The following is an 18,994-nucleotide window of genomic DNA, read 5'->3' on the forward strand; positions in this document are numbered from 1 at the left end:
CGTGTCGGTATTGGCGGTGTGTTCTTGTCGGAAGGCTCAGGCCGCTTCTGCAGCGAAGACGGCGGGTTCAGTGGCTTCGATCTCGAGGGCGGCGGCGAGCAGGGCCAGACGGGCCACCACGCCGTACGCGTAGAAGCGGTTTGGCGGGGCATCCGGCCCCAGGCTACAGTCGGGCAGGCTGCAGGGCGCCTCGAAGGCCAGGTGTTCGAACTGCATGCCGGGGGCGTTGAGGTTCTCGTCGCGGCCGCGCTGGCCATGCACCCGGTAGAAGCCGCCCACGACGTAGTGATCCATCATGTAGACCACCGGTTCGGCGGTGGCGTGGTGGACGGTTTCGACGGTCGGAACGCCCTCCTGGATGATCACGTCGTGGACCGCCAGGCCCTCCTTGACGACGCTCATCTTGTTGCGCTGCTTGCGGTTGAGGCCGATCAGCTCAGAGGCGTCCCTGACCGTCATGATGCCCATGCCGTAGGTGCCGGCGTCGGCCTTGACGATCACGAAGGGCTCCTCGCCGATTTCGTATTCCTTGTACCTGGCGCGGATGCCGTGGAGCATCGTGGCGACCTTGTCGGCGAGTTCCTGCTCGCCGCTGCGGGCCTGGAAGTCCAGTCCGCTGCAGCTGTCCCAGGCCGGGTTGATGCGCCACGGGTCGATGCTGATGGCGGCGCCGAACTCCTGCGTCACACGGTCGTAGGCGGCGGCGTGCCTGGATTTGCGGCGGGCGTGCCAGCCGGCATGCAGCGGAGGGATCACCCACTGGTCGTGCAGGTTTTCCAGCTGGGCGGGAACGCCGGCGGACAGGTCGTTGTTGAGCAGCACCGCGCAGGGGTCGAAGTCCTTCAGGCCGAGGCGACGGCCGTGGCGCTCCAGCGGTTCCAGCGTGAGGCTGGCGCCATTGGGCAGTTCGACCACGGTCGGCTCGGTGATCTCCGGCAGCAGGCTGCCGAGACGTACTTCCAGGCCGGTGAGACGCAGGATGGACACCAGCTTGGCGACGTTCTGCAGGTAGAACTGGTTGCGGGTGTGGTTCTCCGGGATCAGCAGGATCGACCGGGCGTCGACGCAGATGCGCTCGATGGCGGCCTGGGCGGCCTGCACGCAGAGGGGCAGGAAGGCGTCGTGGAGGTTGTTGAAGCCGCCGGGAAACAGGTTGAGGTCTACCGGTGCCAGCTTGAAGCCGGCGTTGCGCAGGTCCGTCGAGGCGTAGAAGGGAGGCAGGTGTTCCTGCCAGCGGGTACGCATCCAGCGCTCGATGGCGCAGGCGTTGTCGAGGAAGTGGCGCTCCAGCTCCAGCAGTGGGCCGGTGAGGGCGGTGGTGAGATGGGGAACCATGGGGCCTCGCGGACTGTTCTCAGGGGGCGATGCGTCGGGTGTCCGACGAGCACGTGTGCGTCGTCGACCTGCGTGGCCCGTATTTGTTCGCCCGATGTTACACCATCGACTCCGGCGGCCCCGGCGGTGGGGCGTCGGCCACGGGGGGCAGGAAGGCCCGGAAGCTGTCGGGCAGCGGTGCGTTTTCCAGGCTGCGCTGGGAGAACAGGTAGCGCCCGTCGCAGACGAAGCCCAGGTCGGCCCAGTCCACGCCGTTGAGGGCATCGCGGAAAGTGGCCAGATCAGCGTCCTTATGCAGCGGGAAGATGCCAAGGATCGCGCCGTCGAAGTTGTTGCAGGGGTGCAGGAAGAACGGGTTCGGTTGACGCGTCTTGGTGTTGACGTAGACCCGAGGCGCGTCGGTCTGCGGATAGCCGCGCCCCCACTGCCACCAGTTGCTGTCGTCGAACGGGCGGATGCGCCGGGCGAGCAGGCGTTCCCGGTGCGGCAGCAGCACGTCGGGCGCGCCGGTGCCGGGGTCGCACCAGATCATGCGGCGGGTCTCGCCGCTGCGGGCGGTGCGGGAGCTGACGAAGTCCCGGGTGCCGGCCGTGTCGCTGACGTAGATGTCGTCGGCCCCGGAGACCGCGCCGACCTTCACGCTGGCCACGTCGGCCAGGCTGAGGGGGTATTCGCCGCGGGAGAACAGTAGGTGGCCGGCGCATTCGAAGAAGTGGCGGGTCTGCCAGGGCGGCTGTTCGAGGCTGCGGGTGAGATCGTCGCCCTGGCCGATCTGCGCCCAGGCGGTGCGACGCGACAGGTTGCCGAGTTCGTAGCGCCAGATCAGGCAGTTGGGCACCGCGCCGGAAAACACCCGGGCGTCGCCCAGGTCGATGGCGTGGGTGATGGTGCCGTGCTCGAACAGCCAGCGGTTGAGCGGGCGGGCGCTGGTGGCCTTGAGGAAGTCGCGCGGGGTGATGAAGATCAGCTCGCCGCCCGGCTGCAGGTGGCGCAGGCACTTCTCGATGAAGAACAGGTAGAGGTTGCTGCGTCCGTCGAGGCCGTCCTGGCGCAGCAGCGCCCGCGTGTCCCGACCGATATCCTGGTAGCGCACGTAGGGCGGGTTGCCGATCACGGTGTCGAACTTCTCGTTCTCCGGATAGGCGAAGAAGTCCTCGTTGCGCGCATTGGGCGGGCACTGGCGGGGGTCGAACTCGATACCGACCGCATTGTGCAGGTGGCGCAGGAAGGCGCCGTCGCCGCAGGAGGGCTCGAGCACGCGGCCGGCGTTCTGGCGCAGGCGCAGCATGGCACGTACGACTTTTTCGGGCGTGAACACCTGGCCGAGGGCCTCGGGGGTCGGCAGGTCGGCGGCGGTCGGAGTCAGGGGCTTGGGGCCGGGCTTGGCGGGCACGGGTGGTTCAGGCAGCGAGGAACAGCATCAGCAGTTCGTTGAGGAAGTGGCGGCCCTTGGCGGATGGGCGAAGGGTCTCGTCGTCGATCTCGATCAGGCCCTGCTGGCGGGCCTTCAGCAGGCCTTCCTCGGCGGCCTCGAAGGGCAGGCCGGTACGCTCGGAGAACAACCGGCGGGGCACGCCCTTGTTGAGGCGCAGCGCGTTCATCATGAACTCGAAGGGCAACTCGTCGGTGCCGATGCTGCGCCGCTCCTGGACGAAGGCTCCGCTGTCGCGGGCCGCCAGGTAGGCCGCTGGATGCTTGGGGCGGGTTTCGCGCACGATGCCTTCGTGGGACGACAGCTTGCCGTGGGCGCCGGCGCCGATGCCCAGGTAGTCGCCGAAGGTCCAGTAGTTGAGGTTGTGGCGGCACTCCCGGTGGGGCTTGGCGAAGGCCGAGGTCTCGTAGTGGCCGTAGCCGGCTGCGGCCAGGCGCGCTTCGATGTGATCCTGCATGTCGGCGGACTGGTCGGGATCGGGCACTTCCGGCGGGTTGGCGGCGAAGGCGGTGTTGGGTTCCAGCGTCAGGTGGTAGCAGGACAGGTGCTGGGGGCCGAGGGCCAGCGCCGTGGCGAGGTCGGCCTCCGCTTCGGCGAGGGTCTGGCCGGGCAGCGCGTACATCAGGTCGAGGTTGACCGCCTCGAAATGGCTCAGCGCGGCTTCGGCCGCGGCGATGGCGTCGGCGCGGCCGTGGATGCGCCCGAGGGCCTGCAGGTGGCGGTCGTCGAAGCTCTGGATGCCGACCGACAGGCGATTGACGCCAGCCTGACGGAAGGCCCGGAAACGGCCTGCGTCGACGGTGCCCGGGTTGGCTTCCAGCGTGATCTCGGCCTGCGGGTCGAGTTGCACGCGCATGCGGATCGCGGTGAGCAGGTCGTCGAGGCCGTCGGGGGTGATCAGGCTGGGTGTGCCACCACCGATGAAGATGGTGTGCACGCGGCGGCCCCAGATCTGCGGCAGCGCGCTCTCCAGATCGGCCACCAGGGCCGCGATGTAGGCCTGCTCGGGAATGCCCTCGTCCTTCACTGCGTGGGAATTGAAGTCGCAGTACGGACACTTGCGCACGCACCATGGGAAATGCACGTACAGGGACAGGGGCGGCGACGCGGTGAGGTGGGATTCCCAGCGGCCGTCGGCGGATTTCGGCACGGCGGCCCTGGGTGTGATCGGGATGATCCGGTTTTCGGGCATGGAGCGTGATGCGTGAAGCGGGGGCTCAGCTCTGTTCGGCGCGCAGCTTGTCGAGCAACTGGCGGAAGGCGGAGCCCCGGTGGGACAGGACGTTCTTGAGTTCGTGCGGGATTTCGGCAGCGGTCTGCTCCAGTTCGCTGACGAGGAACAGCGGGTCGTAGCCGAAGCCGCCCTTGCCGCGCGGCGCGGGTAGGATCTCGCCGTGCCATTCGCCGCAGGCGATCAGGGGTTGCGGGTCGTCGGCGTGGCGGACGAGGGCCAGCGCGCAGTAGAAGCGCGCGCGGCGGTCGGCCTGGCCGGCCAGGCGTTCGAGCAGCAGCGCGTTGTTGCGCTCGTCGGACTTGGGTTCGCCGGCAAAGCGCGCCGATAGCACGCCCGGTGCTCCGCCCAGCACATCCACGCACAGCCCCGAGTCGTCGGCGAGGGCCGGCAGACCGGTGGCGCGGGACGCGTGGCGGGCCTTGGCGAGGGCGTTCTCGACGAAGCTGGGATGCGGTTCCTCGGCCTCGCTGACGTTGAAGGCCGACTGGGGCAGCACTTCGATGCCAAGCGGGGCGAGCAGGGCGGAAAGTTCCTTGAGTTTGCCGGCGTTGCCGCTGGCCAGGACGAGTTGTTTCATGGCGCCAGATCCTCCGTGGGCTTCAGGCGCCGAGACCGAGCGCCTTCTTCTGTTCGACGATCAGTTGGGCCACGCCAGCGGCGGCGAGTTCCAGCAGGCTGTCGAGTTCGGTGCGCGAGAAGGGTGTGCCTTCGGCGGTGCCCTGCACCTCCACGAAGCCGCCGCTGCCGGTCATCACCACGTTCATGTCAGTGTCGCAGCCGGAGTCTTCCGGGTAATCCAGGTCGAGCACCGGCACGCCCTTGTAGATGCCGACGGAAATAGCGGCGACGAAGTCGCGCATTGGGTTGGCGGGCAGCTTGCCGGCCTTGACGAGGCCTTCCAGCGCGTCATGGACTGCGATGCAGGCACCAGTGATCGACGCCGTCCGGGTGCCGCCATCAGCCTGCAGCACGTCGCAGTCGATGGTGATCTGGCGCTCGCCGAGGGCTTCCATGTCCACCACGGCGCGCAGGCTGCGGCCGATCAGACGCTGGATCTCCTGGGTGCGGCCGCTCTGCTTGCCTTTGGCCGCTTCCCGCGGGCTGCGTGTGTGGGTGGAGCGGGGCAGCATGCCGTATTCTGCGGTTAGCCAGCCCTGGCCCTTGCCGCGTAGGAAGGGCGGCACGCTTTCCTCGACGCTGGCGGTGCACAGTACGCGGGTATCGCCGAATTCGATCAGCACCGAGCCTTCTGCGTGACGAGTGAAACCGCGGGTAATCCGGATCGGACGAAGGTCGGCGGGGGCCCGGCCGCTGGGGCGGGAAAAGGTGTCGGAGGCGGTGGTCATTTGAATTTGTGGATGGCTGCGTTGATTTCGCGGATGGCGCGTTCGATCTCGTCTTCGCTGAGGTCTTCCTGATCACGCTTGCCGCGCCCGAAGCCCTCCATCTGCGTGGTGACGGCGTCGAAGGGCATGGTGCGGGTGGATACCGTATCGGGGATGTCGCCCGGGTTGTCGTCGTGCCAGGTCATGGCGATCAGGGACATGTTGTCGCATTGGGGGCCGCCGAGTTCTTCGGCCTCATTCATGATGCGCGGTACGCTTTCCATGACTTTCCCGTCGGAAAGGGCCTTCACCAGTGTGTTGGTGTCGAGAGGGCCCCACACGCCGTCCGAGCACATGGCGATCACGTCGCCGTTGCCGAGAGGGGTGCCGCGGGAGAACTCGATCTGCGGCGGATGGCTGCCGCCCAGGCAGGAGAAGATGCGGTTGCGGCCCGGATGCACGGCGGCGCTTTCGGCATCCAGCAGGCCCTGGTCGAGCATCAGTTGAACGCGGGAGTGGTCGCGGGTCTGGGCGATCAGGCGTCCCTTGCGGATCAGGTACAGGCGGGAATCGCCGGCGTGCGCCCAGTGGGCGACGCCGTCCTGGATCAGGCAGGCGACGATGGTCGTGCGCGGGATGTCCGACAGGTGCTTGTCGAAGGCGTAATCGAGGATCGCGTGGTGGGCGTTGCTGAGCACCCGCGACAGGAACAGCACCGGGTCGGTGACCTTGGGCTTGGCTTCCTGCTGGAAGGACTGCGCAATGAACTGGACGGAGATCTGTGCCGCCAACTCGCCGTAGAGGTGCCCGCCCATGCCGTCGGCGAGCAGCATCAGCAGCGCATCCCGCGTGTAGGAGTAGGCGACGCGGTCCTGGTTGGTGCGGCGCTTGCCGACCCGGCTCTCCTGGAAAATTGTGAATCTCATGAGCGGCCTATCATTGTTCTTAGTTTTGTACCCAGCCCTTCAAGCCAGGATTTCTGTTGCGGGGGGGCTTCCCGATGGCGCTGGGCGAGCACCTTCTGCAGGGCGAAACAGCTCTGCGGTCGTTTCAGCGGGTCGAGCTGCAGACACCAGTCGATGGTGGCCAGGAAATGCGGCGAGTATTGTCCGTACCAGGCCTTGGTGGCAGGCACCACGGTGTCGTGCTTGAGGCGCTCGTCGGAGCGTTGCGGCGAGGAGCCGGCCAGGCAGGCGTACATGCTGGCGCCCACGCTGTAGATGTCGCTCCACGGGCCGAGTGCGTCCCGGTTGGTGAATTGCTCCGGCGACGCGAAACCGGGCGTGTACATCGGCTTCAGGATCGGCGTGTCGGACATCAGGGTCTGGCGTGCTGCGCCGAAGTCGAGCAGCACCGGCGTACCGTCGGCGCGAAGGTAGATGTTGGACGGTTTGATGTCCAGATGCAGCAGTTTGTGCGCATGGACCTCGCGCAGGCCGTTGAGCATGCGCGTGAACACGCCCCGGATGAAGCGTTCGCGGACGTTGCCTTTGTTCTTTTGCACGTAGTCGTGGAGCGTCCGCCCGCGTTCGAACTGCATCACCATATAAACGGTGCCATTGGCGCGGAAGAAGTTGAGCACCCGCACCACGTTGGGGTGCACCAGCTTGGCCAGCGCCCGGCCTTCCTCGAAGAAACACTTCATGCCGTAGCGGAAGGCGCCCTGGTGGGCCTCGGTGACGTGCGGCGTGACTTCGCCCTCGGCCCGCAGAGCGAGGGAGTTGGGCAGGTATTCCTTGATGGCGACCGGCGTCCCGTCCTGATCGTAGGCCAGGTACACGATGGAGAAGCCGCCCAGGGACAGCTGTCGCTCGACCCGGTAGTGGTCGAGCTGAAATCCGGACGGCAGGGCGCAGTTTTGTTGAGTGGCCATCAGGCAGGGCGCTACACTTCGTCTTTTGTGGCGGTCGAAGGCGCTAGTTTAGCCTCGCTTCGCCGCGCTATCTCGGGAAAAACACGATGATCCACAGCATGACGGGTTATGCCGTCCAGGCCCGCGACCTGGGCCGAGTCGCCCTGCACCTGGAATTGCGCAGCGTCAATTCCCGCTATCTCGATCTTGCCTTCCGGATCAACGATGATCTGCGGCAGGCTGAGCCCATGCTGCGCGAAGCCATCACCGCCAAGCTGCGGCGGGGCAAGGTCGAATGCCGTTTCAATTTGCAGGCGAAGGATAGCGCACCTCGCGACCTTGCGATCAACAGTGTGCTGCTGGCCCAGCTGAAAGCCGCCCAGGCGGCGGTGCAGGCCGATCTGCCGCAGGCCGCGCCGCTGTCCGTGGCCGAGGTCCTTCGCTGGCCCGGCATGCTGGCCGACGACAGCGTGACTTTCGAATCCCTGCAGCCGGAGATCGCGGCAACCATTGCGGCGGCGCTGGACGAGCTCATCGCCACCCGCCGGCGCGAGGGCGAAAAGCTCGCCGAGATGATCCGTGGGCGGATCGCCCACATGCGCGGTCTGGTTGCCACGGTGCAGCCGCGGGTGCCGGCGTTGGTCGCCGAGTATCAGGAAAAGCTCGCCACCCGCCTGCGCGACGCAGCGGCGACCCTTGACGACGACCGCATCCGCCTGGAAGTCGGCCTGTTCGCCCAGCGTGTCGATGTGGCGGAAGAGTTGTCCCGCCTATCCACCCATCTGGATGAAGTCGAGCGCATCCTCAAGGCCGGTGGCGCGGCCGGCAAGCGCCTGGACTTCCTGATGCAGGAGCTTAACCGCGAGGCCAACACCCTCGGCTCCAAGGCAATGGCTGCCGACATGACCGCGATTGCCGTCGAACTCAAGCTGGCCATCGAGCAGATGCGCGAGCAGGTGCAGAACATCGAGTAAGGAGTGAGCATGCCGGGTACCCTGTTCATCGTCACCGCGCCATCCGGCGCCGGCAAGACCACCCTCGTCAGCGGCTTGCTGGAGCGTGACCCGCTGGTCAGCCTGTCGGTATCCTACGCCACCCGTGCACCGCGTACCGGAGAGGTGAATGGCCAGCATTACAACTTCGTCGATGTGCCGACCTTCCGCGCGCTGCGCGACAAGGGCGAGTTCCTCGAGTGGGCCGAGGTGCACAGCAACTATTACGCGACCTCCAGAACTTGGCTCGAGTCCCAGATCAGCTCCGGCAAGGACATCCTGCTGGAGATCGACTGGCAGGGTGCCCAGCAGGTCCGCAAGGTATTTCCGAAGGCGGTCGGCGTGTTCATCCTGCCGCCGTCGGTGGACGAACTGGAGCGTCGCCTGCGCGGCCGTGGCACGGATAGCGAAGAGGTGATCGCCCGTCGTGTGCTGGCAGCCCGTGGCGAGATGCGCCATGTGGCGGAGTTCGACTACGTTATAATCAACGAAGACTTGCCTGCGGCCCTGGATGATCTGGTGGCCGTGGTGCGAGCCTCGCGGCTGCGTTACGCCAACCAGGAGGCACGCAAGCCGGAGTTTTTCCATTACCTGGAACAGGATTGATATGGCCCGCGTTACCGTCGACGACTGTCTGAAAAGAATCCCCAACCGCTTCCAGCTGACCCTGGCTGCGACCTACCGTGCCCGTCAGCTGACGGCCGGCGCCACCCCGCAGGTGGATCTGGACCGCCACGACAAGGACAAGCCCACCGTGATCGCGCTGCGTGAAATCGCCGCCGGCAAGGTCGGCACCGAAGTCCTGAACCGCGGCCAGGCCTGAGCGCCTTTCCGCCAGAGAGCAATGCCATGGAATCCGCCGCACCAACTCCGGTCAGTGGTAGCGGCGTTTTCCAGCCCCCCGCTTCCTGCGTCCTGCCCCTCGACTTCGGCAGGCTGAAGAACATCGTCAGTGCCTACCTGCGTCCTGAGGACGTGGGGCGTATCGAGGCCGCCTATCACTTTTCCGCCGACGCCCATGAGGGGCAGATGCGGATCAGCGGGGAGCCTTACATCTCCCATCCGGTCGCTGTTGCGGAGATCCTCGCCGGCTGGAATCTGGACGCCCAGGCCCTGTGCGCGGCCCTCCTCCACGACGTGATGGAGGACACCCACATCACCAAGGCCGAGATCGCCGAACGTTTCGGGCGGACCACGGCCGAACTGGTGGATGGGGTGTCCAAGCTCGACAAGATCGAGTTCCAGTCCCACGAGGAAGCCCAGGCGGAAAACTTCCGCAAGATGCTGCTGGCGATGGCCAGCGACCTGCGGGTGATCCTCATCAAGCTGGCCGACCGCCTGCACAACATGCGCACGCTCGACTGCGTGCGCCCCGACAAGCGGCGTCGCATCGCCCGCGAAACCCAGGAAATCCACGCGCCCATCGCCAACCGGCTGGGCCTCAACAGCCTGTACCGCGAGTTGCAGGAACTGGCCTTCAAGCATCGCTACCCAATGCGCTACCGGGTGCTGTCGAAGGCCATCCTGGCTGCTCGTGGCAACCGGCGTGAAGTGGTCGGCAAGATCCTCGTCGCGATCGAGGAGCGCCTGCCCCAGTGGGATATCCAGGCCGACGTGCGCGGCCGCGAGAAGCACCTTTACAGCATCTACCGGAAGATGTCGGAGAAGCGCCTGACCTTCTCCCAGGTGCTCGACATCTACGGTTTCCGCGTCATCGTGCCCGACGTGCAGACCTGTTACCGCGCCCTCGGCGCGCTGCATGCGCTTTACAAGCCGGTGCCCGGCAAGTTCAAGGACTACATCGCCATTCCCAAGGCGAACGGCTACCAGTCGCTGCACACCACCTTGATCGGCCCCTTCGGCACGCCGGTCGAAGTGCAGATTCGCACCCAGGAGATGAACCACATCGCCGAGAGTGGTGTGGCTTCCCACTGGCTGTACAAGGAAGACGAAAAGACCCTTACCGAGCTGCAGCACAAGACCCACAGCTGGCTGCAGTCGCTGCTCGAACTACAGTCCACGTCCGGTGACTCCAGCGAGTTCCTGGAGCATGTGAAGGTCAACCTGTTCCCGGGCGAGGTGTACGCCTTCACGCCGAAGGGCAAGATCTTCGCGCTGCCGCGCGGCGCCACGGTGGTGGACTTCGCCTACGCGGTGCATACCGACGTCGGCAACCGCTGTGTGGCGGGACGCATCAATGGCGAGCTGATGCCGCTGCGCACCGAACTGCACAACGGCGACCAGATCGAGATCATCACCGCCGCCCACGCCAGCCCCAACCCGGCCTGGCTGTCCTATGTGCGGACCGGCAAGGCGCGGGCGCAGATCCGCCATTTCCTTAAGAACGCCCAGCAGGAAGAAGCCTCGACCCTCGGCGAGCGCCTGCTCAACCAGGCCCTGCGCTTGCACGGCCTGACCCTCGGCCAGGTCAGCACCTTTGCATGGGAGCGTTTCCTGAAGGAGTTCACGCTCAACAACCGCAAGGAACTGATGACCGACATCGGCCTCGGCCGACGTCTGCCGGCCATCGTCGCGCGGCGCTTGGCGGAGATCCAGGATATGGAGTCCGGCCGCGCCGATGTCGTCAAGCCCAAGCCTGCCGGGGCGATCCTGATCCGCGGCACAGAAGGCGTTGCGGTCCAATTGGCGCGTTGCTGCCGACCGATTCCGGGCGATCCCATCGTCGGCATCATCCGCAAGGGGCAGGGGCTGGAAGTGCACATGCACGACTGTCCGCAGGCCCGCAAGCTACGCAGCGAGCGGGACCGCTGGATCGACGTGGAGTGGGAAGCCGCCACCGACCGCCTGTTCGACGTGACGCTGCGCCTGCTCACGCAGAACGTGCGTGGTGTGCTGGCCAAGGTCGCCAATGCGATCGCCGAGCAAGACTGCAACATCCAGAACGTCAGTACCGATGGCGATCAGGGTGCCTATTCCACCATCTACATCACGGTGCAGGTGACTCATCGCCTGCATCTCGCCAAGGTCATCCGCGGGATACGAAACATCCCGGAGGTGGTCCGCATCAACCGCCTCAAGGGCGACCAGAAGGGCAGCTGAGGCTGCTAGAATCCACGCCGCTTAAAAAGGGAGATCCACATGGCAGGTTACGAGTCCGAGCACACCAAGTTCATGCGTGAATGGATGGCCAAGCATCCTGAGCAGGTCGAAGAGCAGAAGAAGGGGCGCTCCCTGTGGTGGGACAAGCCGCAGGATCTGGAGACCCAGCGTGAGTACGCTGCTGGCCGCGTTGCCCAGAAGCCCTATCCTTACTCGACCGAAAGCTGAGCGGGCTTTGCTCGCTCCCAAACTTGCTTTCATCGACGTAGAAACCACCGGGGCCAACCCGGTGGAAGACCGGATCACCGAAATTGCGATTCTGCGGGTCGAAGACGGTGAGCTGGTTGAGCGGTGGTCCACCCTGGTCAATCCCGGGCGGACCATTCCGCTGAACATCCAGAGTCTGGTCGGCATCACCGACGACATGGTGGCAGAGGCGCCGCCGTTCGCCGATGTGGCCGAACGGGTCCGCGAGCTCTTCGCGGACTGCATCTTCGTCGCCCATAACGCACGCTTCGATTACGGCTTCATCAAGAACGAGTTCCAGCGTCTGGGCCAGTCCTTCGAGGCGCCGGTGCTGTGTACCGTCAAGCTGTCGCGCGCCCTCTATCCCCAGCATCACCGCCACGGTCTCGACGCCTTGATCGAGCGCCACGGACTCGTCTGTTCGGCCCGCCATCGCGCCCTTGGCGATACGGAGGCTTTGGTCCAGTTTGTCGGCCAGGTGGTGGGGAGCTTCGAGCGCGGTGTGCTCGATGCGGCAATCGTCAAGGCGATGAAGGCACCGAACCGCCCTGCCGGTCTGCCCGAAGGGGTGCTCGAAGGTCTGCCCGAGGGGCCCGGGGTCTATCTCTTCTACGGCGAGAACGATGTGCTGCTGTATGTCGGACGCAGCGTCAGCCTGCGCTCGCGGGTGATGAGTCACTTTGCAGGTGACAAGCTGAAGGGCCGGGAGGCCAAGATCATCCAGCAGGTCCGCCGTGTGGACTGGCGGGTGACCGCCGGCGAGCTGGGTGCGCTGCTGCTCGAGTCGCATCTGGTCCGTACCGAGAGGCCGGCTGAGAATCGCCAGCCGGCGGATGTCGCCGCGGTCTTCGGTCTGCGTTTCGACGCAGCCCGTCGGCGTGGCCCGGTGTTGCAGCGCGAGCCACTGAACGGCGGTGACCCGGCGAGCTGGGACAGTCTCTACGGGACTTTCCGGACCAAGAAGGAAGCCGACAATGCGCTGCGGGAACTGGCCAGTCTCTACAAGCTGTGCCCGCGCCGCATTGGCACTGAAGCGTGGGGGGAAGGGCCTTGTCTCGCGCACCAGGCGCGCCGCTGCGCCGGCGTGTGTGCCGGCAAGGAAAGCCCCGCCCAGCATGACGAGCGTCTGCTGAAGGTGCTCGAAAGCCTGCGCTTGCGGCGTTGGCCGTGGGCCGGCCCGGTGGTGGTGCGCGAACACCATGCCGATACCGGGCGCAGCGCCGCACACGTGGTGGATCAGTGGTGCCTGCTCGGCCGCGCCGATGACGAGGCGGCCTTGGCCAGTCTGCTGGCGGCCCTGCCGCAACGCCGCTTCGATCCGGATATCTACCGCATCCTCGTCCGCTGGCTGGATACGCCGTTGGCGCGCGCCGCGGTCACGCCGCTGGGCTGAGGCGCGTCAACGCGATTTGTCCAGAGCCGACCTGCCGTCGGCTCTGGACAATTCCTGCCTCATATCATCTGTGTGAAAACCCGACTCCTCTGTGGGGCCAATGGATGCGCCCCGTGGAGAATGGCCGCGCTCAGGGCAGCGGGCGTTCGCCGGCGAGCAGGTGGGCGAGGGTTTCCCGGTCGCGGATGACGTGCACGTCCGTGCCGTCCACCAGGATCTCGGCGGCACGTGGGCGGGTGTTGTAGTTGGAGCTCATCGTCATGCCGTAGGCGCCCGCCGACAGGATGGCCAGCAGGTCGCCGGTTTCCACCGACAGGTCGCGGTCGTGGCCGAGGAAGTCGCCGCTCTCGCAGATCGGGCCGACCACTTCGTAGCGGGTGGCGGGGACGGCGCGCGGTGCCACCGCGACGATCTCGTGGTAGGCGTCGTACAGCGCGGGGCGGGCCAGGTCGTTCATTGCCGCATCGATGATCGCGAAGTTCTTCTCGACGCCGGGCTTCAGGTATTCGATGCGGGTCAGCAGCAGGCCGGCGTTGCCGACCAGCGAGCGGCCCGGTTCGAAGCACAGGGCCTCGTCGCGGCCGGCGAAGCGCTCCAGCAGGGGCTTGAGGTATTCGGTCGGCGTCGGCGGTTCCTCGTCACGGTAGCGGATGCCGAGGCCGCCGCCCAGGTCGATGTGGTCGAGCTTGATGCCTTCGCGGGCGAGCTGGTCCACCAGGCCCAGGATCTTGTCTGCCGCTTCGGCCATCGGCGCCGGGTCGAGGAGCTGGGAGCCGATGTGGCAGTCGATGCCACTGATCTCGATGTTCGGCAGCTTGGCCGCCTTGCGGTAGAGGTCGAGGGCTTCGGTGAAGGCCACGCCGAACTTGTTGCTGCGCAGGCCGGTGGAGATGTACGGGTGGGTGTTCGGATTGACGTCCGGATTGACGCGGAAGGCGATCGGCGCACGCTTGCCGAGGCTGATGGCTACATCATTCAGGCGGTCCAGTTCGGCGGCGGATTCGACGTTGAAACAGCCGATCCCCGACTCCAGCGCGTAACGCATTTCGTCGACGCTCTTGCCAACGCCCGAGAAGATCACTTTGCCGGGGTCGCCGCCGGCGGCGAGGACGCGGGCCAGCTCACCCCCGGACACGATGTCGAAACCGGCGCCCAGCTTGGCAAATACCGACAGGATGCCTAGGCTGGAGTTGGCCTTGACCGCATAGCAGACGAGCGCCTTGCGCATGCCGAGGGCCTGCTGATAGGCCGCGAAGGCTGCGGTCAGCGCGGCACGGGAATACACGTAGGTCGGGGTGCCGAAGCGCTCGGCGATGTCGGCGAGGGCGACCCCTTCGAGGGTCAGGCCGGCGGGGCCGGCGGCGAGCGTCGGCACGGGCAGTGCGGTGGTCATTGGGCTGAATCCTGGGGAGCGGGTTTGTTATGATCGCCGCCCGGCGCCTGGGTGGCGTCGGCGGGCTGCGGAGCCGGCTTGCTGGCAGGCTTGGGAACTTGCGGGATGTACAGCGGCCCCTTGATGCCGCAGCCGGCTAGGACGAGTAGGCCGCAGGTCGCGGCGGCAATGGCGATGGTTCGCATGGGTTCCGCGCAAAAACGGCAATGTTAACAGAACAACGGAGGGGTCGATGGACGAAGCGGATTTCAACGCCTTGGCGGATGCCGAGCTGGAGCGCCTGGAGGGTCTGCTGGAGGCCTGCGAGCTGGATTTCGATTACGAGGTGAAGCCGGGTGGGGTCTTCGAGCTGGAGTTCGACAACGGCAGCAAGATCATCGTTAACCGGCACAGTGCGGCGCGGGAGATCTGGCTGGCCGCCAAGTCGGGCGGTTTCCACTTCCGCCCCGACGGCGGGCGCTGGCTGGGCACGCGGGATGGGGCGGATTTCTACGCCGTGCTGTCCCGCTGCATGTCCGAGCAGGCTGGCGAGCCGGTCGACCTGAAGGGCTGACCGGCTCCCGGGCCGCGCTAGTTGGTATTGCGCGGGGCTTCTTCCGCCGGCGGGCTGGTGGGCTCCTGCGGGGCTTCCACCGGTGCTGCCGGCAGGTTCTCCTTGTAGATCAGCTCCTCGGTGGCACTGCCTTCCGGTTGGATGCGGATCAGGCCATCCGGCGGAGTCGGATAGCTCTCGGGCACGCCGTCGAGAGCCTTTCGCATGTAGTTGATCCACAGCGGCAGTGCGGCTGCTCCGCCTGTTTCTCCGCTGCCCAGCTTGCGAGGCTGATCGAAACCGATCCACGCCACGGCGACGACGGTCGGCTGGTAGCCGCAGAACCAGGCGTCCACGTACTCGTTGGTGGTGCCGGTCTTGCCGGCCAGGTCACCGCGCTTGAGGGCCAGCGCCTTGGCGGCGGTGCCGCGGCGGACGACGTCCTTCAGCATCGAGTCCATCAGGTAGGCATTGCGCTCGTCGATGGCCCGCTCGGCGGTTTCGCCGGCCACCGGCGGGTCGACGCGGGCGAGTACGTGGCCGGCCTCGTCCTGGATTTCCTTCACCAGGTAAGGCTCGACGCGGTAACCGCCGTTGGCGAAGACCGAGTAGCCGCGCAGCATCTGCCACGGCGTGACGGAGCCGGCGCCAAGGGCCATGGTCAGGTAGGCCGGATGGCGTTCGGCGTCGAAACCGAACTTGGTGACGTAGTCCTGCGCGTAGCGGGGGCCGATGGATTTCAGCAGGCGGATCGACACCATGTTCTTGGAGCGCGCCAGTGCGGAGCGCAGGGACATCGGTCCGTCGTACTTGCCGTCGTAGTTCTTTGGCTCCCAGGCCTGTGAGCCGGTGTCTCCCGCAGGGAAGGAGATCGGCGAGTCGTCGACAATGCTGTTGGGGCCGTAGCCTTTCTCGAAGGCGGCCGAATAGATGAAAGGCTTGAAGCTGGAGCCGGGCTGGCGCCACGCCTGGGTGACATGGTTGAACTTGTTGCGGTTGAAATCGAAGCCGCCGACCAGCGCGCGGATCGCGCCGGTGTGTGGGTCGGCTGCGGTCAGGGCGCCTTCGACCTCTGGTAGCTGACTGATTTCCCAGTGATTATCCACATGCACCACGCGGATGATGGCGCCCGGGCGGATGCGTTTGTTGGGCGGGGCTTTCTCGCTGAGCATTGCCGCGGCGAAGCGCAGTCCGTCGCCGCTGATGCGGAAGGTCTCGCCGTAGCGGTAGGCGGTGACTGCGCCGTTGCCCGCCTGGGTCACGATGGCCGCCTGGAGGTCGTCGTAATCAGGTGTCTCGGCCAGGACTTCGTCCAGGCCCTCGGTCTGCTCCCCGCTCATTCGGGCAGGATCCACATAGCCCTCGACACCCCGGTAGCCGTGGCGGCGGTCGTAATCCATGATGCCGCGGCGCAGTGCCCGGTAGGCGGCATCCTGTTCGGCCTTGTTGATCGTCGTGATGACCTTGATGCCGCGGGTATAGGCCTCTTCCTTGAACTGTTCGTAGGCGATCTGGCGGGCCATTTCCGCCACATAGTCGGCGCTGCCACCGACGTCGCCAGGTCCGGTGACGACCTTGAGTGGAGCGTTGACGGCTTGCTGGTGCTCCGTTTCGGAGATGAAGCCCAGTTCGGTCATGCGACGCAGTACGTATTGCTGGCGCAGGGCGGCGCGCTTCGGATTGACGACCGGATTGTAGGCGGAGGGGGCTTTCGGCAGGCCCGCGAGCATGGCGGCCTCCGGAACATTAAGGTCGTGGATGGATTTGCCGAAATAGGTCTGAGCGGCAACGGCGAAACCGTAGGCGCGGCGGCCAAGGTAGATCTGGTTGATATAGACCTCGAGGATCTGATCCTTGGTGAGGTTCTGTTCGATCTTGAACGCCAGCAGGATTTCGTAAAGCTTGCGCGAGTAGGTCTTCTCGCGGGTCAGGAAGAAGTTCCGGGCCACCTGCATGGTGATCGTCGAGGAGCCCTGGCGCTTGCTGCCTGTGACGAGGTTGGCGCCCGCCGCACGCAGCACGCCAGTGAAATCGACCCCGGAGTGCTGGTAGAAGCGGTCGTCCTCGGCGGCCAGAATGGCGTGCTTGAGAACGGGCGGTACGTCCTGGATGTGGATGAAGGCACGGCGCTCTTCGCCGTACTCGCCGATCAGAATCCCGTCAGCCGTGTAGACGCGCAGCGGAATCTTGGGGTGGTAGTCGGTCAGTGCTTCCAGCGACGGGAGGGTCGGCCAGGCGAAGGCGACGGCCAGGGCGAGGATGGCGAGGCCAATGGCCAGCAGGCCGAGAAGTGCGATGAAGGGGTAGAGTACCCAGCGCATGACGGGAGCGGGGAGCAGAGTAAAGTGCTGCATTATACGAGGAGGCCCGATTTGTCGCCTGATATGCAATCCGGTATTCTCCCGGGCCTTACCTTTACACTTGTCATGGTTGTTGTTAGGATCTCAAGTAGTTTGTTGGTATTGCACCTAACATAAAGAAATTTCAGGACTTTTTGTGATCGACCTCTCCTTTTTGAGCCCCCGGGCGCGCCCTTTGATCGGTGTCGACATCTCGTCGTCGTCGGTCAAGATGGTGGAGTTGTCCGCCGTCTCGGGCGGTGGCTATCGGGTCGAGCGGTACGCCGTCGAAGCGCTTCCGCGGGAGGCCGTATCCGATGGAAACATCGTCAATCTGGAGGCTGTGTCCGATGCCATCCGGCGTGGCTGGCGTCGGCTCGGAACCGCGACCCGTTTCGTGGCGCTTGCGCTCCCGGCGTCGGCGGTCATCACCAAGAAGATCATCCTCCCAGCGGGCCTGCGCGACCAGGAGTTGGAGGTGCAGGTCGAGTCAGAAGCGAATCAGTACATTCCCTTTGCGCTCGATGAGGTGAATCTCGATTTTCAGGTCATCGGTCCGGCGGCTTCCAGTGCGGACGAGGATGAGGTGTTGATCGCAGCGTCCCGCAAGGAAAAGGTCGAAGACAGGGTCGCTGCAGCGGAGGCTGCTGGCCTCAAGGCGCTGGTGATGGACGTCGAGTCCTACGCGTCGCTGGCTGCCTTCGAACTGGTTCAGGAGCAGCTGCCCGACCGCGGGGAAGACAAAATCATCGCGCTGGTGGATGCCGGCGCCAACGTGATGAATGTGTCAGTGCTGCGCAATGGCAATCAGGTGTACGCCCGTGAGCAGGCCTTCGGTGGTTTCTTCCTCACCCAGGACATCATGCGCCACTTTGGGATGTCCCTTGAAGAAGCCGAAAGTGGCAAGCGTACCGGTTCGTTGCCCGAGAGCTATGAGTCCGATCTTCTGCGCCCGTTCATGGACGCCATGGCACTGGAAGTGTCGCGGGCGCTACAGTTCTTTTTCACCTCCACCCAGTTCAATCAGGTAGACCATATCGTCCTTGCTGGCGGTTGTGCCGTCATCCCTGGGCTCGCGGAAACGGTCGCGGGCCGTACCCAGGTGGATACCCTGGTGGCCAACCCGTTCGCGAACATGAGCCTTGGTTCAAAGGTTCGGCCGAAAAATCTCGCGGCGGATGCCCCTGCCTTGCTGGTTGCCTGTGGTCTGGCCTTGCGGAGGTTCGATTCGTGATCCGTATCAACCTGCTTCCCCATCGGGAAGAGAAGCGCAAGGCGCGCCGTCAGCAATTCGCGCTGTTTTCCGCCTTTGTGGCGGTGGTAGGGCTTGTGGTGTGGTTCATCGGTCATACGATCCTGGCGGGGTATGTGGATGGTCAGGATGCAAAGAACGTCTTCCTCAAGCAGGAAATCGCCGCGCTTGATAAGGAGATCGTGGAAATCAAGGGCTTGCGGGAACAGGCTGAGGCGTTGCTGTCCCGAAAGCAGGTCATCGAGTCGTTGCAGACCAATCGTACGGAAACTGTCCAGTTGTTCAACGAATTGGTCCGTCAGATGCCTGAAGGCGTTTATCTCAAGTCGCTTAAGCAGTCCGGCTCCAAGATCAATTTGATCGGCTATGCCCAGTCGAACGCGCGGGTATCCACCCTGATGCGTAATCTTGAGGCTTCGCCTTATCTTGAGCGTGCTGATCTGGTCGAGGTCAAGGCGGCGGTTCTGAATACCCGTCGCGTCAGTGAATTCAATCTCAATGTGAGCATCGAGCGCACCAAGGCGGAGGACTCTGGCAAGCCGAAGGCTGGCGGGGCCAGCAATCCTTCGGGAGGCAAGCCATGAGTCTAAGGGAGTCGATGGAGAAGCT

Annotated in this window: 19 protein-coding genes; 9 read left to right on the forward strand and 10 right to left on the reverse strand. The window is 65.3% G+C overall.

All coding sequences use genetic code 11. The features are described from left to right. Window positions 1-36 precede the first annotated feature (36 nt). From gshA to AC1PQG_RS01200, 7 genes are all read right to left on the reverse strand, one after another. Window positions 37-1,335 carry a glutamate--cysteine ligase gene (gshA, locus tag AC1PQG_RS01170; protein WP_481120859.1) on the reverse strand — a complete coding sequence of 433 codons (1,299 nt, stop codon included), beginning with the start codon at window positions 1,333-1,335 and terminating at the stop codon, window positions 37-39. A 97-nt stretch (window positions 1,336-1,432) separates the two neighbouring features. Next, complete coding sequence (locus AC1PQG_RS01175; RefSeq protein ID WP_481122950.1) at window positions 1,433-2,701, reverse strand: HsdM family class I SAM-dependent methyltransferase; 1,269 nt, start codon at window positions 2,699-2,701, stop codon at window positions 1,433-1,435. Window positions 2,702-2,735: 34 nt separating this feature from the next. Further along, a complete protein-coding gene (hemW, locus tag AC1PQG_RS01180) occupies window positions 2,736-3,959 on the reverse strand; it encodes a radical SAM family heme chaperone HemW (protein WP_481120860.1) in 1,224 nt (407 codons plus the stop codon). A gap of 25 nt (window positions 3,960-3,984) precedes the next feature. Next, window positions 3,985-4,578, reverse strand: a complete 594-nt coding sequence (rdgB, locus tag AC1PQG_RS01185; RefSeq protein ID WP_481117037.1) for an RdgB/HAM1 family non-canonical purine NTP pyrophosphatase — start codon at window positions 4,576-4,578, stop codon at window positions 3,985-3,987. A 22-nt stretch (window positions 4,579-4,600) separates the two neighbouring features. Continuing rightward, on the reverse strand, window positions 4,601-5,347 hold the full coding sequence (rph, locus tag AC1PQG_RS01190; protein WP_481120861.1) for a ribonuclease PH: 747 nt from the start codon (window positions 5,345-5,347) through the stop codon (window positions 4,601-4,603). After that, window positions 5,344-6,252: a PP2C family protein-serine/threonine phosphatase gene (locus AC1PQG_RS01195; protein WP_481120862.1), complete on the reverse strand. Its 909-nt coding sequence runs from the start codon at window positions 6,250-6,252 to the stop codon at window positions 5,344-5,346. Before AC1PQG_RS01195 ends, rph begins: the two co-directional genes overlap by 4 nt. Further along, on the reverse strand, window positions 6,249-7,199 hold the full coding sequence (locus tag AC1PQG_RS01200) for a serine/threonine protein kinase (protein WP_481120863.1): 951 nt from the start codon (window positions 7,197-7,199) through the stop codon (window positions 6,249-6,251). Before AC1PQG_RS01200 ends, AC1PQG_RS01195 begins: the two co-directional genes overlap by 4 nt. An 86-nt stretch (window positions 7,200-7,285) precedes the next feature. On the opposite strand from AC1PQG_RS01200, the gene AC1PQG_RS01205 reads away from it, so the two are divergent. The 6 genes from AC1PQG_RS01205 to AC1PQG_RS01230 are packed head-to-tail and all read left to right on the forward strand — an operon-like array spanning window position 7,286 to window position 12,869. Next, window positions 7,286-8,152, forward strand: coding sequence for a YicC/YloC family endoribonuclease (locus AC1PQG_RS01205; protein WP_481120864.1), 867 nt, complete (start codon window positions 7,286-7,288; stop codon window positions 8,150-8,152). A 9-nt stretch (window positions 8,153-8,161) separates the two neighbouring features. After that, window positions 8,162-8,776, forward strand: coding sequence for a guanylate kinase (gmk, locus tag AC1PQG_RS01210; protein ID WP_481120865.1), 615 nt, complete (start codon window positions 8,162-8,164; stop codon window positions 8,774-8,776). 1 nt (window position 8,777) lies between these two features. Then, window positions 8,778-8,993 carry a DNA-directed RNA polymerase subunit omega gene (rpoZ, locus tag AC1PQG_RS01215; RefSeq protein ID WP_079434420.1) on the forward strand — a complete coding sequence of 72 codons (216 nt, stop codon included), beginning with the start codon at window positions 8,778-8,780 and terminating at the stop codon, window positions 8,991-8,993. A gap of 26 nt (window positions 8,994-9,019) precedes the next feature. Beyond that, window positions 9,020-11,230 (forward strand): RelA/SpoT family protein, encoded by a 2,211-nt coding sequence (locus tag AC1PQG_RS01220; RefSeq protein WP_481120866.1) that lies wholly within the window; start codon window positions 9,020-9,022, stop codon window positions 11,228-11,230. A 39-nt stretch (window positions 11,231-11,269) separates the two neighbouring features. Further along, on the forward strand, window positions 11,270-11,458 hold the full coding sequence (locus AC1PQG_RS01225) for a DUF3460 family protein (protein WP_481120867.1): 189 nt from the start codon (window positions 11,270-11,272) through the stop codon (window positions 11,456-11,458). 7 nt (window positions 11,459-11,465) lie between these two features. Further along, window positions 11,466-12,869: an exonuclease domain-containing protein gene (locus AC1PQG_RS01230; protein WP_481120868.1), complete on the forward strand. Its 1,404-nt coding sequence runs from the start codon at window positions 11,466-11,468 to the stop codon at window positions 12,867-12,869. A 130-nt stretch (window positions 12,870-12,999) separates the two neighbouring features. Here the strand turns inward: AC1PQG_RS01230 and lysA are convergent, their stop codons facing one another. Together lysA and lptM are read right to left on the reverse strand one after the other, a co-directional pair. Then, a complete protein-coding gene (lysA, locus tag AC1PQG_RS01235; protein ID WP_481120869.1) occupies window positions 13,000-14,262 on the reverse strand; it encodes a diaminopimelate decarboxylase in 1,263 nt (420 codons plus the stop codon). After that, a complete protein-coding gene (lptM, locus tag AC1PQG_RS01240; protein WP_481120870.1) occupies window positions 14,259-14,447 on the reverse strand; it encodes an LPS translocon maturation chaperone LptM in 189 nt (62 codons plus the stop codon). The genes lysA and lptM overlap by 4 nt, the downstream gene beginning before the upstream one ends. A 47-nt stretch (window positions 14,448-14,494) precedes the next feature. Here lptM and cyaY point away from each other — a divergent pair, with 47 nt between their 5' ends. Then, window positions 14,495-14,815 (forward strand): iron donor protein CyaY, encoded by a 321-nt coding sequence (gene cyaY, locus AC1PQG_RS01245; protein ID WP_481120871.1) that lies wholly within the window; start codon window positions 14,495-14,497, stop codon window positions 14,813-14,815. A 17-nt stretch (window positions 14,816-14,832) separates the two neighbouring features. On the opposite strand, the gene AC1PQG_RS01250 is transcribed toward cyaY, so the two are convergent. Further along, window positions 14,833-17,115 (reverse strand): penicillin-binding protein 1A, encoded by a 2,283-nt coding sequence (locus AC1PQG_RS01250; protein WP_481120872.1) that lies wholly within the window; start codon window positions 17,113-17,115, stop codon window positions 14,833-14,835. A gap of 175 nt (window positions 17,116-17,290) precedes the next feature. Here AC1PQG_RS01250 and AC1PQG_RS01255 point away from each other — a divergent pair, with 175 nt between their 5' ends. Both AC1PQG_RS01255 and AC1PQG_RS01260 read left to right on the forward strand, forming a co-directional pair. Further along, window positions 17,291-18,367: a pilus assembly protein PilM gene (locus tag AC1PQG_RS01255; RefSeq protein WP_481120873.1), complete on the forward strand. Its 1,077-nt coding sequence runs from the start codon at window positions 17,291-17,293 to the stop codon at window positions 18,365-18,367. After that, entirely contained in the window at window positions 18,364-18,969 is a 606-nt protein-coding gene (locus tag AC1PQG_RS01260) for a PilN domain-containing protein (RefSeq protein ID WP_481120874.1), read from the forward strand. Before AC1PQG_RS01255 ends, AC1PQG_RS01260 begins: the two co-directional genes overlap by 4 nt. Window positions 18,970-18,994 lie beyond the last annotated feature (25 nt).

Source organism: Zoogloea sp. GDB6 (assembly GCF_056724105.1).

Coding starts and splice junctions, on each gene's coding strand:
- gmk (WP_481120865.1), top strand. CDS start 8,162: ATGCCGGGTACCCTGTTCATCGTCACCGCGCCATCCGGCGCCGGCAAG.
- rpoZ (WP_079434420.1), top strand. CDS start 8,778: ATGGCCCGCGTTACCGTCGACGACTGTCTGAAAAGAATCCCCAACCGC.
- hemW (WP_481120860.1), bottom strand. CDS start 3,959: ATGCCCGAAAACCGGATCATCCCGATCACACCCAGGGCCGCCGTGCCG.
- AC1PQG_RS01220 (WP_481120866.1), top strand. CDS start 9,020: ATGGAATCCGCCGCACCAACTCCGGTCAGTGGTAGCGGCGTTTTCCAG.
- lysA (WP_481120869.1), bottom strand. CDS start 14,262: ATGACCACCGCACTGCCCGTGCCGACGCTCGCCGCCGGCCCCGCCGGC.
- gshA (WP_481120859.1), bottom strand. CDS start 1,335: ATGGTTCCCCATCTCACCACCGCCCTCACCGGCCCACTGCTGGAGCTG.
- AC1PQG_RS01205 (WP_481120864.1), top strand. CDS start 7,286: ATGATCCACAGCATGACGGGTTATGCCGTCCAGGCCCGCGACCTGGGC.
- AC1PQG_RS01195 (WP_481120862.1), bottom strand. CDS start 6,252: ATGAGATTCACAATTTTCCAGGAGAGCCGGGTCGGCAAGCGCCGCACC.
- rph (WP_481120861.1), bottom strand. CDS start 5,347: ATGACCACCGCCTCCGACACCTTTTCCCGCCCCAGCGGCCGGGCCCCC.
- AC1PQG_RS01250 (WP_481120872.1), bottom strand. CDS start 17,115: ATGCGCTGGGTACTCTACCCCTTCATCGCACTTCTCGGCCTGCTGGCC.
- cyaY (WP_481120871.1), top strand. CDS start 14,495: ATGGACGAAGCGGATTTCAACGCCTTGGCGGATGCCGAGCTGGAGCGC.
- AC1PQG_RS01200 (WP_481120863.1), bottom strand. CDS start 7,199: ATGGCCACTCAACAAAACTGCGCCCTGCCGTCCGGATTTCAGCTCGAC.
- lptM (WP_481120870.1), bottom strand. CDS start 14,447: ATGCGAACCATCGCCATTGCCGCCGCGACCTGCGGCCTACTCGTCCTA.
- rdgB (WP_481117037.1), bottom strand. CDS start 4,578: ATGAAACAACTCGTCCTGGCCAGCGGCAACGCCGGCAAACTCAAGGAA.
- AC1PQG_RS01225 (WP_481120867.1), top strand. CDS start 11,270: ATGGCAGGTTACGAGTCCGAGCACACCAAGTTCATGCGTGAATGGATG.